The organism is Massilia sp. WG5 (assembly GCF_001412595.2).
GTDB lineage: Bacteria > Pseudomonadota > Gammaproteobacteria > Burkholderiales > Burkholderiaceae_D > Telluria.
Window position 1 is genome coordinate 208,208 of the sequence record NZ_CP012640.2, and the last position, 12,201, is coordinate 220,408.

At 62.0% G+C, this 12,201-nt stretch carries 12 protein-coding genes and 1 tRNA gene; 6 read left to right on the forward strand and 7 right to left on the reverse strand.

The window, feature by feature from the left end; all coding sequences use genetic code 11:
• Positions 1-66: 66 nt before the first annotated feature.
• Positions 67-714: a 2-hydroxychromene-2-carboxylate isomerase gene (locus AM586_RS01020; protein ID WP_047825959.1), complete on the reverse strand. Its 648-nt coding sequence runs from the start codon at positions 712-714 to the stop codon at positions 67-69.
• 18 nt (positions 715-732) lie between these two features.
• Positions 733-1,551, reverse strand: coding sequence for a hydroxyacylglutathione hydrolase (gloB, locus tag AM586_RS01025; RefSeq protein ID WP_047825960.1), 819 nt, complete (start codon positions 1,549-1,551; stop codon positions 733-735).
• 37 nt (positions 1,552-1,588) lie between these two features.
• On the opposite strand from gloB, the gene AM586_RS01030 reads away from it, so the two are divergent.
• The 5 genes from AM586_RS01030 (at position 1,589) to AM586_RS27930 (ending at position 4,261) form a co-directional block, all read left to right on the forward strand.
• A complete protein-coding gene (locus AM586_RS01030; protein ID WP_047825961.1) occupies positions 1,589-2,374 on the forward strand; it encodes a class I SAM-dependent methyltransferase in 786 nt (261 codons plus the stop codon).
• A gap of 7 nt (positions 2,375-2,381) precedes the next feature.
• On the forward strand, positions 2,382-2,825 hold the full coding sequence (rnhA, locus tag AM586_RS01035) for a ribonuclease HI (protein WP_047825962.1): 444 nt from the start codon (positions 2,382-2,384) through the stop codon (positions 2,823-2,825).
• Positions 2,826-2,876: 51 nt separating this feature from the next.
• Entirely contained in the window at positions 2,877-3,584 is a 708-nt protein-coding gene (gene dnaQ / locus AM586_RS01040; protein WP_047825963.1) for a DNA polymerase III subunit epsilon, read from the forward strand.
• Between the two features lie 70 nt (positions 3,585-3,654).
• A tRNA-Val gene (locus AM586_RS01045) sits at positions 3,655-3,729 on the forward strand.
• A gap of 208 nt (positions 3,730-3,937) precedes the next feature.
• Entirely contained in the window at positions 3,938-4,261 is a 324-nt protein-coding gene (locus AM586_RS27930; RefSeq protein ID WP_162600507.1) for a hypothetical protein, read from the forward strand.
• Positions 4,262-4,637: 376 nt separating this feature from the next.
• Here AM586_RS27930 and AM586_RS01050 read toward each other — a convergent pair whose 3' ends face one another.
• From AM586_RS01050 to AM586_RS01065, 5 genes are all read right to left on the reverse strand, one after another.
• Positions 4,638-5,225: a TadE/TadG family type IV pilus assembly protein gene (locus tag AM586_RS01050; protein WP_060566867.1), complete on the reverse strand. Its 588-nt coding sequence runs from the start codon at positions 5,223-5,225 to the stop codon at positions 4,638-4,640.
• Position 5,226: 1 nt separating this feature from the next.
• Positions 5,227-5,709: a TadE/TadG family type IV pilus assembly protein gene (locus tag AM586_RS01055; protein ID WP_082439575.1), complete on the reverse strand. Its 483-nt coding sequence runs from the start codon at positions 5,707-5,709 to the stop codon at positions 5,227-5,229.
• The gene (locus AM586_RS01060) at positions 5,706-7,340 is read right to left on the reverse strand and encodes a TadE/TadG family type IV pilus assembly protein (protein WP_162600508.1); all 1,635 of its coding nucleotides are present in this window, start codon (positions 7,338-7,340) and stop codon (positions 5,706-5,708) included. The genes AM586_RS01055 and AM586_RS01060 overlap by 4 nt, the downstream gene beginning before the upstream one ends.
• Entirely contained in the window at positions 7,303-7,920 is a 618-nt protein-coding gene (locus AM586_RS27935) for a hypothetical protein (protein ID WP_162600509.1), read from the reverse strand. Before AM586_RS27935 ends, AM586_RS01060 begins: the two co-directional genes overlap by 38 nt.
• Positions 7,921-8,319: 399 nt before the next feature.
• The gene (locus tag AM586_RS01065; RefSeq protein ID WP_060566869.1) at positions 8,320-10,878 is read right to left on the reverse strand and encodes a cation-translocating P-type ATPase; all 2,559 of its coding nucleotides are present in this window, start codon (positions 10,876-10,878) and stop codon (positions 8,320-8,322) included.
• A 146-nt stretch (positions 10,879-11,024) separates the two neighbouring features.
• Between AM586_RS01065 and AM586_RS01070 the strand changes: the two genes are divergently transcribed.
• Positions 11,025-12,200, forward strand: a complete 1,176-nt coding sequence (locus tag AM586_RS01070; protein WP_060566871.1) for a methionine adenosyltransferase — start codon at positions 11,025-11,027, stop codon at positions 12,198-12,200.
• Position 12,201: the final 1 nt, after the last annotated feature.

Consider the following 12,201-nt stretch of genomic DNA (forward strand, 5'->3'; position numbering starts at 1 on the left):
GGGCGGCCTCCGCCCACGCGGGCGCGCGCCTTACGTTGACGTCCCCGTGGGCACGGTGTGCCCACCCTACCGTTGACGCTGCGCCAGCGGCGGCCGCGCCAGGAACTCCTGCAGCTTGTCTTCGTCGATCGTTCCGCCCTCGAGCCGCCACAACAGCGTCTCGATGCGGTCGCCGCCCCAGAACAGCTCGCCGTCCAGTCTGAAGGTCGGCACGCCGAAGATCCCCTCGGCGACCGCCGCCTCCGTGGCCGCCGCCAGCGCCTGCTTCACGGCCGGCGTGGCGGCGCACGCCATCAATGCCTTCCCCTCGAAGCCGGCCGCATCGGCCAGGCGCGCCAGCACGGCCGCGTCCGAAATATCTTGCCCGCCTTCCCAGCAGCCCGCGATCAGGGCCAGCGCCAGCCTGCGCCGTTCGGCGTCGTCGGCGAGCGCCGTACACATGCGCAGGGCCGCCAGCGGGTTGAAGGGATGGCCGGGCGGGCCGGCGAAGGGCAGGGCGCGCCGCTCCGCTTCGCGCATCACGTCGCGGAACAGGTAGCTGCGCTTGGCCGGCACTTCGGCCGGCCCGAGCTTGGCATGGGCCTTCAGCAGGCCGGCGAACAGCACCGGTACGAAGCGCAGGTGCAGGCCGGCCGCGTCGATCCGGTCCAGCGAACGCGCCGCCAGCCAGGCATAGGGACTGACCGGGTCGAAGTAGAAGTCGATCGTGGGCATGGCCGGGCGGGGCGGCCGTCAGAACACGTTCTTCCACTCGCGCAGCGCGGCGAAGGCCGCCACCGGCGAAGCGCCCGGCTGCAGCCGGCCGGCCGCCACCAGGCTGTCGACGATGCCCGGCTCGGTCGCGCGCAGGAAGGGGTTGGTGGCCTTCTCGATGGCGATGTTCGAGGGTACGGTCGGCAGATTGGTGCCGCGCGCCTTGCTGTCGGCCACGATGCGCATCTTCAGCGCCACGTTGCCGGGTTCGACCGCCTCGGCGAAGCGCAGGTTGGACAGGGTGTATTCGTGGGCGCAATACACCAGGGTGTCCTCGGGCAGGGCGGCCAGCTTGGCGAGCGAGGCCGCCATCTGCTCGGGCGTGCCTTCGAACAGGCGGCCGCAGCCGGCGCCGAACAGGGTGTCGCCGCAGAACAGCCAGTGCGGCGCGGAGGGATTGTCGGGATCGTTCCTGACGTAGGCGATGTGGCCGCGCGTGTGGCCCGGCACGTCCAGTACGCTCAAGGTCAGCGCCAGCCCCGGCACCTGTACGCGGTCGCCTTCTCCCAGCGGCTGCGTCACCGCATCGATGCCATCCTTGCGCGGACCGAGGACAGGTACGCTATATTCTGAAAGCAATTGAGGCACACCACCGATATGGTCAGCATGATGATGGGTGAGTAGAATGGCAGTGAGGGTCAATCCATTCGCCCGCAAGGCATCGAGGATGGGCTGCCCGTCGCCCGGGTCGACCGCCGCGGCATGGACGCCGTCGTGGATAAGCCAGAGATAGTTGTCTTTGAAAGCGGGAACCGTCAGGACGCTCAGGGCTGCGGGGCTGCTCGGCGAATTCGTCATAAGCTAGTCAGATGAGATGCGTTAAAAAAGGGGTGGCATGGATAGCGCGGCATCCGAAAAATCCATTATAGCGCTCGACCAGTGGTTGCAATCGCCGGCCGGCGCCTACGTGCGCGCCTGGGAGCAGGCCTGCCTGGACGAGCTCACGGCCGATATCTTCGGTTTCAATGCCGTGCAGATCGGCGTACCGCAGATCGACGCGCTGGCGGCCAACCGCATGCCCAACAAGTGGCAGGCCGCGACCCGCACCTCCACCGCCGACGAACTGTCGATCGCCGCCGGCGGCAAGCAGATCGCGGTGGCGCTGGATTTCGCCGACCTGCCGTTCGCTTCGCAGAGCCTGGACCTGGTGGTGCTGCCGCACGTGCTGGAGTTCGCGGCCGAGCCGCACCAGGTGCTGCGCGAGGTCGAGCGCGTGCTGATCCCGGAAGGCCAGTTGATCATCTGCGGCTTCAATCCGGCCAGCATGTGGGGCATACGCCAGGGCATGGGGCGCATCACCAGCAGCGCCTACCTGCCGACGGCGGGGGAGTTCATCTCTATGCCGCGGCTGAAAGACTGGTTAAAATTGTTGAATCTCGGCGCCACGCGCAGTCATTTCGGCTGCTATGCGCCGCCTTTCCGCACCTCGCAGTGGCTGAACCGCTTCGCCTTCGCCGAAGGTGCGGGGCAGCGCTGGTGGCCTTACCTCGGCGCCGTCTACATCGTGCATGCGATCAAGCGCGTCAAGGGGATGAACATCATCGGTCCGGCCTGGAACAAGAAGCCCGGCAAGGCGCCGAAGGCGGTGCCGGCCACCAACCGCAACGAACGAAACAAGTAAAGAGAGCATGACGACCAAAGTAGAGATTTTTACCGACGGGGCCTGCAAGGGAAATCCGGGCACCGGCGGCTGGGGCGCACTGCTCGTGGCCGATGGCAATCACCAGAAGGAAATCTTCGGCGGCGAGCCGAACACCACCAACAACCGCATGGAGCTGCGCGCCGTGATCGAGGCGCTGACGGTCCTGAACCGTCCCTGCCAGGTGGTGCTGCACACCGACAGCCAGTACGTCCAGAAGGGCATCTCGGAATGGATTCATGGCTGGAAGGCGCGGGGCTGGAAGACCTCGACCAAGGAGCCGGTCAAGAACGAAGACCTGTGGAAGGCGCTCGACGCCGCCCAGCAGCAGCATGCGGTCGAATGGCGCTGGGTGCGCGGCCACAACGGCCACCCGGGCAACGAGCGCGCCGACGTCCTGGCGAACATGGGCGCGGCCTCGGTCAAGCGCTGAGAATGGTAGAATAAGCGTTTGATTTTTCAACGAATTCATCACTGAGAGCGCATGCGCCAGATCGTCCTCGATACCGAAACCACCGGCTTGAATCCCCGCACGGGTGACCGCGTCATTGAAATCGGCTGCGTTGAAATCCTCAACCGCAAGCTGACCGGCAACAACTTCCATCGCTATATCAATCCCGAGCGCGACTCGGATGAAGCGGCGCTGGCGGTGCACGGCCTGACCACCGAATTCCTGCGCGATAAACCGAAGTTCCACGAGATCGTCGAGGAACTGCGCGAATTCGTGCAGGGCGCCGAAGTCATCATCCACAACGCGCCTTTCGACCTGGGCTTCCTGAACCACGAGTTCGAGCGCCTCGGCCTGCCGCCTTTCGTCAAGCACTGCAGCAATGTGATCGACACCCTGGTGAACGCGAAGGAACTGCACCCGGGCAAGCGCAACTCGCTGGACGCGCTGTGCGACCGCTACGGCATCTCGAATGCGCACCGCAAGCTGCACGGCGCACTGCTGGACTCGGAGCTGCTGGCCGACGTCTACCTGGCGATGACCCGCGGCCAGAACATGCTGTCGATGGATGTCGAGGCCGAACAGGCGGGTGGCGGCGAGCTGCTGGAAGCCGGTCCGCTTGGCGAGATCCTCGTGCTGCCGGCGGCCGCTGACGAGCTCGCCGAACACGAGAATGTGCTCGCCGCACTTGATAAGGGTGTGAAGGGAGAATGTGTTTGGAGAAAATATTCTCTGCAGGGGTGACAAAACGCAAAAGTCCCCCTATAATGCTCGTCATTGCAGCGACGCAATCGCAGCAAAGCAGTAAGAAGTAGGGCGGTTAGCTCAGGGGTAGAGCACAGCATTCACACTGCTGGGGTCGCAAGTTCGAAACTTGCACCGCCCACCAGAATTCAGCGTTTGGATTCAAATACTTGGGTTTCCATAGAAAGTCGAGAAAAGCGACTTGGGAGAATCTGGGGAATCTGAACAAGACAGTAGAGGCCAGCGAATAGCTGGCCTTTTTGTTTTTGCGGCCCATGTCAAGGGTTCGCAGCGGGAGGATTTTCGGTCTTCAGACGTTCGCCGAAAAGAGTTGGTTGCTGAGTTGGACGACGATGTCGAATGTGCGTGCATGTTTCTCGGTGCAGGCGAAGCCCGATGAAATGCTCGAGCCGGTCATGCGACAGGTCTTCATCATTCGGCACTACCTGCATGTAGTCGACGATGCACTTGTGAAGCCCTTCCCGGCGCCAAATGGAAAAATGGGGGAAAAGCCTGGAGCAGGTTCCGCGAACTGGTTTGCTACTGTGAGCGACATTCCACTTGCAGACCTCATCTTTGAAGTGTGGCTTTACCAGCTCGGATGGGATAAGGCAAAGCCACATGAAATGGTCGAAGTCCGGGTGCCTCACATTCAGTCGCGCGCTCCCTTTCGATAGCGGTATCGGCGCTGGTCGGCTCGACTTGCAAGCACTTGCACCATTTTTGCAAGCTGCGTGAACAGTAAGGCAGCGCATGTCTGTCTGCATTGGCCAAGCCTGGCATGACGCAGCTCAGATCTGCGTTTCCAGGCTGGGGATTGCATACACGATGCCGAAGGGTTCAGAGGGACAGCAGGATTTCGCTCGCGGCGATACAGCAAGATGATGAAGGCTCAAACTCTAGCTGGCTTGCATACCATGCCGAAATTTTTCCGTCACCGGCATTCTGTGGACAGACAAAGTGTCTTCCATCTTCGCCGCCCCCAGGGAAATCGCTCGCAAGCGCTCCCGCATACCATACACGCTAACCGAACGCTATTTCATGTTCTGAAATTCAATTAGAACAAGGGCATGGTGGAAGCGTGCCTTGTTCATAACCGAGAGATTCGACCGTAGCGATGGTGGTCGCTTTGTGCAGGGTGGGGGACATGTTAATAAGTGGAACGAGCATCTGTGATCTTGGCGAAATGCAAGCATCCGTCATTTCGGGCGTGCAGACCTGGGCCTGAACGAAGCGAATGCAGTTGTCGGCGTTAGGGTTCTTCATGCAAACCTCCTTGTTCTCCGCTGCGCTTGCCGGCCAATCCGACTCCGGGATGACCGACAGATCATGTCGCAGATAACTGAGCCGGATGTATTTATCCGTGATGGGAGCTGCCAGGATGAGCTCGCCAGGAGAGTCGCGGAAAACGGCGCGCTGCTTCAGTTTTGCAATGGCGGCAGTGTCATTGGGATACACGTGAACGGCAGCAGCGACGGCACGGCGGGTGACTTCCTGCAACGTGTTGTAGACGAACAGCAATCGTGAGACTTCGATTATCCCGAATACAAGGGTGAAAAAAAGTAAGGCCAGTATCGCGAATTCGACAGCGGCAGTGCCGTTCTGCGAAATGGATGGGCAGGACCGTTTACGCTGCGCCATGTCAATTGCCGGCATAGTTCAGTGTTACCGAGGCGTTGATTGATATCTGCCCCCAGGTCTCGATGTTGAAAATCGGATCGGTCATGAAGAATCCCATCTCTACAGTCACGGTTTTCGGCAACGATCCGATCGGAATGGTATAACCGCAGCGCGCGCCGCCATTGCAATACGCTTGTGGAGGAATGATTTCCCCGCCCGGTGAAAGTTCGGCGATCTCTCGCGTTGCGATTTCAATGGCGCGATTCACGGCGATATCAGCGAGCGCAGGCGACAACATCTCCGATTTGGGAACCGATGCGAGATAGCGTACGGCGTCCTGTACTGCTTTCTGTGCTGCCGTGTAATGCCATAGACAGCGTGCATAGAAGATGGGAAACGTGAGAAAGAGGATCAGGATTGGCAGTAGCAGAGCTGCTTCAAGGGCTACGGCGCCGCGTTCACGGGTTCGCCATCGATAGTTCAATCGAGCAAGCTTCCTTTTCATGGATAGAGCCTCACTTCACCAGTCAATGATTGTTCTTCGATCAGTCCGCTGAATTCTGCAATCAAGCTTTCTTCCGTCGCAGGAACCATCATGAAGAACTTTGCGATTGCCAGGACGGTTGCCTGCGCATTGCTGCCAGCGGGTGCTGTGGGCGAGCAGGAAAGAAGAGGTATGTTCAATACCCGCCGATTACGTGTCGGCACAGTACCGGAAGCCACGGTTGGGGGCAGATAGAATCCGTTGGTGGTGGTGGTAGCCTGGTAAGGGACGCTCGGAAGGTTCGGATAATTGCTCTGTTTGGTGGGGCCGGATTTGTAGAGAGTGGCCCAGACACTGGCATCGAAAGCTGTATAGCCGCCGCTTGGCTCGGCACTGTCGACCGGGGAAGGGGCCTTGACGGCTCTGGCGTAAGCCCAGAGCGGCCCATAGTCGCCCGGCGATGACGGCAGCGCCGGATGATTGTCCGGGAGGTCGGCGACCGTCTCAAGCTTGTTGCGGGCCCGGGTTGTCAGCGCAGCGGGCGTGCCTTTGACAGGATTCATCCACTTTACGCCATTCGTCTGGTCGTATGCATACTCCTTGGAGTTGGCGTCGGGTGGCGAGATGCTTGGCTCGCATGAGCCGTTGACATATTTGTTGAAGCGCGAGTTCAGGGGGGTGTAAAGGGATGCAAGTGGGGATGTGGACGGCAGTGGAGTGACACGGATGTCGCCTCCGGTCAGCCGTGGCACCCACATGGTTCCGCTGCACATGAATGGTTTGAGCATCGAGATGCTGAACGCCGAACCGCCCGTCTGCGGTGCAGCAGCCGGGTTGATCGCGAAGCGGACAGGCGTCGTGCCGTTGGGATTGAGTTGCATGAGGTCGTAGCTCACGCCGCGACGAAAGCCGTACTGCACCAGTTCTGAAAGTACTGTGCCATTGGCTGCGGTCGCCTTGCGCTCTGCAGTCTTTTCCGCGGACATCGCACAGACCCCGATTGGGGTGACATTTATGGAAACTCTTCCCGCAATTGCACTATCCTGCAGCTGGACAGTTGCGAGGTTGCTGGAAAGAATTTGAATGAAAAAGGTTTTGACGGTTGTTGCCTCTTTGTCAATTCCGCTGGTATCCACTTTGGTAAAATAGAGCCCTGAAGCCGCTTCGGTGGACTCCGGACCCAATGACGATGCCGGTATCCAGGTTCCGGAGCGTGAAGGAGAGGTACTGAAGCTGAGCGCGTCATCGCTCCAGACAAAGTCGCTACCGTTGCCATAATATTGATACTTGAGACGTTCTGCAGTTTGTCTGGCCATCGCTTTGGCTGCAAGGACGCCAGCCGCGGTGCCATTGAGCTCGTGTGCTGCCGATAGTGCCACCTCTCTGGCCATCCCGTGCAGGTCGACCTTCCGGTTGTACAAACGCCCCGCGTCGATCGCCATGCCACAGAAGCCGATGATCACGATCAGCAAGGGGCCGAACATTACTGCGAATGCCCCTTCCTGACGCGTCGCAAGGCGGGTGCGCTTGTCGCGAGATGTCATATCGCCGGCCTCATGCCTCAACGCCATCCGGTTGCTCATCTTTTCATGCGTGCGCATGTCGAGTTCACCATCAATCCGTAAATGGATGCGATTGGAAAGCGCTGGCAACGCGTTTTGCGCTACGCTGGTTCTGCCACAGTTTTTCTGCTTTCGACAGGAGAACGAGAGCAGTGCATGTCCAGAATATCCAGGAAGCGATCGCTGGAAACATCAGGTCAATTGAGTGACGCCCGATGTAGAGTGCAGAAGCAATTCCGGCCGACATCACTATGCATGCTGAAAAAAGATGATTACGGCAAAAAGGAATACGTGACCACGGGGCAAAGCAGAGGGGGACAATCAGTGCAGCAAGAAAGAACGTTCCTCCATTGACCACGAACACTCCGATCAGATTGCCTATCCCGAAAAGGAATAAAGCGTATCCGATGTCCGGTCCTCGAAAGTCGGGCCGTCCGGAAGGCCGCAGAGCGTCATCCTCGACCCGTCCAATCCGGTATTTCGACGAATGTCTCAACGAGAGGTAAACAAGTATCGAGCCCAGTACCCCTCCTGCCATTTGCGCGCGTACGCTCGCATGCATCAGTAGGAACCACATTTCGAGAAGAAGCCAGCCACTGAATGAAAAGACGACGGCAATGAAAGACTTGCTCAGAAGTGAATCTGTCAGTGCCTGGGTATTTTTGCTCATGAAATCCTCTTGAACGAGGCTAGCGTTACGAAAGTTCCAAAGGAAATTGTTTTAATGATTGTGCAGAGACCATCTGGGCCATACGCCGAGTTGTCTCAATTAAAGGTTCTTCAACGCTTGATCAGGATCATTCCTTCTTGCGCGTGTGGGCGTAAGCCCATGTCGTGTTCAGCGGCTACGCTCTTGCTTTGGCAGGGCGTGGCAACGGGCAGACTGTTCCGTCCAGCTCTTGCTGACTGAAAACGAAGAAACAGGCACCGATGCGAGCCTGACTCCATGCTCCGGCTGATCACCGATTGATCACTGATGAAGGGCGAACGTGATGTTCCGGAACCGGGGAACAACAGATCAGCCAAGCGCACAACAGATGACCGCTTGCATCGTCGTACCCAGCCCCGGTCAGCGCTTGCGCCGATGAACAGCTGGCGGGTCGGCCGCGCGGCGGCGCATTTGCGAGGTCACGGCATCGAACCAGAGCGTCCCCAGCAGTGCGCTGCCAATGGCGACGGACAGCATCCCGACCGGCGGCAGGGCGAAGGAAAACAGGCGCGCGATCTCCGGCGTGGCGAGAACGATGGCGAGCAATCCCGCCGCCAGCAGGGCCATCCAGTTGAAGTAGCGATTGGCGCGCCGCCTGGCTTGCCAAAGGGAGGCGTCCCAGCTGCGGTTCACATAGATCAGCCCGATATTCGAGAGAACCAGCACCGTGAAGCTCATGGCGCGGGCGATCTCGTCGGACAGGGTTTCATGGCGGCTCCATGCATACACGGCGCACAGCAGCACCAGCAGCCCGCTTCCCTGCAGCAGCCCCCTGGCCAGTACCGCGCGATCGAACAGCCGGTCATCCGGACGGCGCGGCTTGCCGCGCATGGCATCCTGTTCCTGCTCCTCTGCTTCGAACACCAGCGAGCAGCTCGGGTCGATGATCAACTGCAAGAACAGGATATGGGCCGGCATCAGCACCAGCGGCCAGCCGAAAATGACGGGAAGAATGGACAGGCCGACGATGGGTACATGGACGGCGACCACGAACACGATCGCCTTGCGCAGGTTGGCGAAGATGCGCCGGCCATAGCGCACCGCCGTGACGAGCGAGGAAAAGTCGTCCTTCAGCAATACCAGGCTGGCCGCCTCGCGTGCGACGTCGGTGCCGCGCGCGCCCATCGCAACCCCGATGTGGGCCGCTTTCAGGGCCGGCGCATCGTTGACGCCGTCGCCGGTCATGGCGACCACTTCGCCCCTGGCCCTGAACGCGCGCACCAGCCGAAGCTTGTGCTCCGGTCGTACCCGGCAGAAGATGTCCGTCTGCTCCAGTCGTGTTTCGAGCGCTTCGTCGTCCAGCAAGGCCAGTTCGGGGCCGGTCATGAGCCCGCCGTTCGCGGACAGTCCCGCCTGGCGCGCGATCGACTGGGCGGTGGCCGGGTGGTCGCCGGTGATCATCACGACGCGGATACCCGCCGCACGGCACTCGGCGATGGCGGCCGGCACGTCGGCGCGGACCGGGTCCTCCAGCCCCACCAGGCCGAGGAAGCGGAAATCGAAATCGTGCTGGCTTTCCGGCAGCTCGTGCGATTCGAACACCGCCCTGGCCACGCCGATGACGCGCAGGCCGCCGGCGGCCATGCGCGCGACCTGTTCCGCGATCCGCCCGTTGTGCGCGGCGTCGAGATGGCACAGGTCGGCGATCGCTTCCGGCGCGCCCTTGGCCGCAATCATGCGTTCGCTCATGTCGGGCGATTGCCATACCCGCGACATGGCCAGCATCTGGCGCGACAGGGGATAGTCGTCCACCAGTGTCCAGTCGCGGTGCAGATGCTCGGTGTCGGCCAGCAATGCCTGGCCGGCCTCCGTGATGGCCGTTTCCATCGGGTCGAAGGCGCGGCGGTGGCTGGCCAATACGGCGTACTCCAGCAGGCCATGAAAGGTCTCTGGAAAAAGAGCGTTCCCTGCGTCGGCCACGCTGTATTCCGCGTCTTCGCACCACAGCTTGCGGACGACCATATGGTTGGTGGTCAGGGTGCCGGTCTTGTCGACGCAGAGCACCGTCGTCGCGCCGAGCAGTTCGACAGCCGGAATGTTCCTCGCCAACACGTTTTCCCTCGAAAGGCGCCAGGCGCCGAGTCCCAGGAACAGCGTCAGGACGACCGGCAGCTCCTCGGGAATGACCGCCATCGCCAGGGTGAGCCCCGCCAGCAAGGCACGCAGCCAGTCTCCGCGCAGAAGGCCATAAGCGAGCGCCAGCAAGGCGGCCAGCGCCATGCCGGCCAGGGCCACGAACTTGACGATACGACGGGTTTCGGCCTGGATGGGCGTGCTTTCGCTCCCCAGCGCCGCCAGCGACTTGCCGATCTTTCCCAGGGCGCTGAGCTCGCCGGTCGCGACGACCTCGCCGCGCCCGGTGCCTTGTGTCACCAATGTCCCGGAGAAAACCTCGCTGTCCGTGGCCGCGGCCGGCTCGGGCGCCCCCGCATGCTTGGCGACCGGCGCCGACTCCCCGGTCAGCATCGATTCGTCGACCATCAGGTTCGACGATTCGCACAAGCGGATATCGGCCGGCACGCGGTCGCCTTCGGCCAGGAGAACAATGTCGCCGCGCACGAGTTCGCGTCCGGGGATTCTGCGCGCCCGGCCCGAGCGCAGCACCAGCGCTCGCGGGCTGGACAGGTCGCGCAAGGCATCGAGCGAGCGTTCGGTGCGGCGCTCCTGGACGAAGGTAATGCCCATCACGACAAACACGAAGGCCAGCAGCATCAAGGCTTCCCGCCGGTCGCCCAGCATCATGTAGATGCCTCCGCAGACCACCAGCAGCAGGAACATCGGCTCGAACACGACCTGGCGTAGCAGGCTCAGCAGACTGCGTGGCCTCGATGCCGGAAGCTCGTTGGGGCCCTCTTCGCGCAGCCGCCGGCCGGCTTCCTCTTCAGCGAGCCCTGGGGCCTGGCCGGGGGGCGTGCTCATGCTGCTTGCCGGGCTGCGTCTGCAAGGCGACTATTTCTATGCATGTCGGCTCCTTCACCTGTCTAATCGGACAGTAGCACTTTGCGTCGCTGAGCCGCGTACGATCGCGGCCGGGCGGCGGCAAACCGACTTCCGTGGAGGGCAGGATGAAGCTTATCGTTTCCTACAGCGCCGAACCGGTCGGCTCGCATCGGACCGAACTATGCGAACACAAGGGCGAGGGTCATCCCGACAGCCTGTGCGACAGCGTTGCCGAAGCCGTCAGCCAGGCCCTGTGCGCCGCCTACCTGCGGGCCTATGGCGAGATCCGGCACCACAACGTGGACAAGGCCCTGCTGATCGGCGGCCGCAGCCGCCCCCGCTTCGGCGGCGGCGAGGTGGAGGCGCCGATGCGTATCGTGATCGCGGGCTGCGCGGACCCGCTGCCCGCGCCGGCCGAGGTGTCCGAGCTCGCCAAGACCGCCGCCCGGGCATATCTCCGAAGCGCATTGCGGCATGGGCCGGACCGTTTCGACATCGAGGCGGCGATCCGGGTGGGCGCCCCGCAGCTGCGCAGGACGGTGGTCCACGCCGGCATTCCCCTCGCAAACGACACGTCCTTCGGCGCGGGCCATGCGCCTTGCTCCAGGCTGGAACAGGCGGTGCTGGACTTCTCCTCGCTGCTGCGCGGCGGCGAATTTCGCCGGGCCTTCCCGGCGGCAGGCGATGATCTCAAGGTGATGGGCAGGCGCATCGATGGGGAGATCGGCATGACGGTCGCGCTGGCCTTCGTCGACCGCGAGGTCAGAAGCGTGGACGATTACTTTGCGCTGAAAGCCGCGATGGAGAGCTGGCTGACGGCGCGGCTCGCGGAGCCGTGCTCCGTCCGCATCAATACGCTCGACGCCAGGGACGCGGGCGACGAGAGCGGGATCTACCTGACGGTTACCGGCACCAGCGCCGAGCACGCCGACGACGGACAGGTCGGGCGCGGGAACCGGGTCAACGGGCTGATCACGCCGTCGCGGACGATGTCGCTCGAAGCCGCCGCCGGCAAGAATCCGGTCAGCCATGTCGGCAAGCTCTACAACGTACTGGCACTCGAGATGGCGCGCGCGCTGAGGGTGAACATACCCGAACTGTGCGAAGTGAGCGTGCAATTGTTGTCGGCGATTGGCGAGCCGGTGGACCGGCCCTTGCTTGTCGGGCTCGGCTGCTGCCTGGAGGAGGGCGTAGCCTTACCGTTCGACGAACGGCGCCTGCTGCCGGTCGTGCAAGCCCGGCTCGCCGAACTTCCCGTTCTCTCGATGCGTCTTGCCCGGGGCGAGCTGCGCGTCTTCTGAG

Bases quoted from the DNA above. Each gene is read 5' to 3' on its own strand.
- rnhA (WP_047825962.1), top strand. From the start codon at position 2,382: ATGACGACCAAAGTAGAGATTTTTACCGACGGGGCCTGCAAGGGAAAT.
- dnaQ (WP_047825963.1), top strand. From the start codon at position 2,877: ATGCGCCAGATCGTCCTCGATACCGAAACCACCGGCTTGAATCCCCGC.
- AM586_RS01020 (WP_047825959.1), bottom strand. From the start codon at position 714: ATGCCCACGATCGACTTCTACTTCGACCCGGTCAGTCCCTATGCCTGG.
- AM586_RS27930 (WP_162600507.1), top strand. From the start codon at position 3,938: ATGTCGAATGTGCGTGCATGTTTCTCGGTGCAGGCGAAGCCCGATGAA.
- AM586_RS01065 (WP_060566869.1), bottom strand. From the start codon at position 10,878: ATGAGCACGCCCCCCGGCCAGGCCCCAGGGCTCGCTGAAGAGGAAGCC.
- AM586_RS01050 (WP_060566867.1), bottom strand. From the start codon at position 5,225: ATGGCGCAGCGTAAACGGTCCTGCCCATCCATTTCGCAGAACGGCACT.
- AM586_RS27935 (WP_162600509.1), bottom strand. From the start codon at position 7,920: ATGAGCAAAAATACCCAGGCACTGACAGATTCACTTCTGAGCAAGTCT.
- AM586_RS01030 (WP_047825961.1), top strand. From the start codon at position 1,589: ATGGATAGCGCGGCATCCGAAAAATCCATTATAGCGCTCGACCAGTGG.
- gloB (WP_047825960.1), bottom strand. From the start codon at position 1,551: ATGACGAATTCGCCGAGCAGCCCCGCAGCCCTGAGCGTCCTGACGGTT.
- AM586_RS01070 (WP_060566871.1), top strand. From the start codon at position 11,025: ATGAAGCTTATCGTTTCCTACAGCGCCGAACCGGTCGGCTCGCATCGG.
- AM586_RS01055 (WP_082439575.1), bottom strand. From the start codon at position 5,709: ATGAAAAGGAAGCTTGCTCGATTGAACTATCGATGGCGAACCCGTGAA.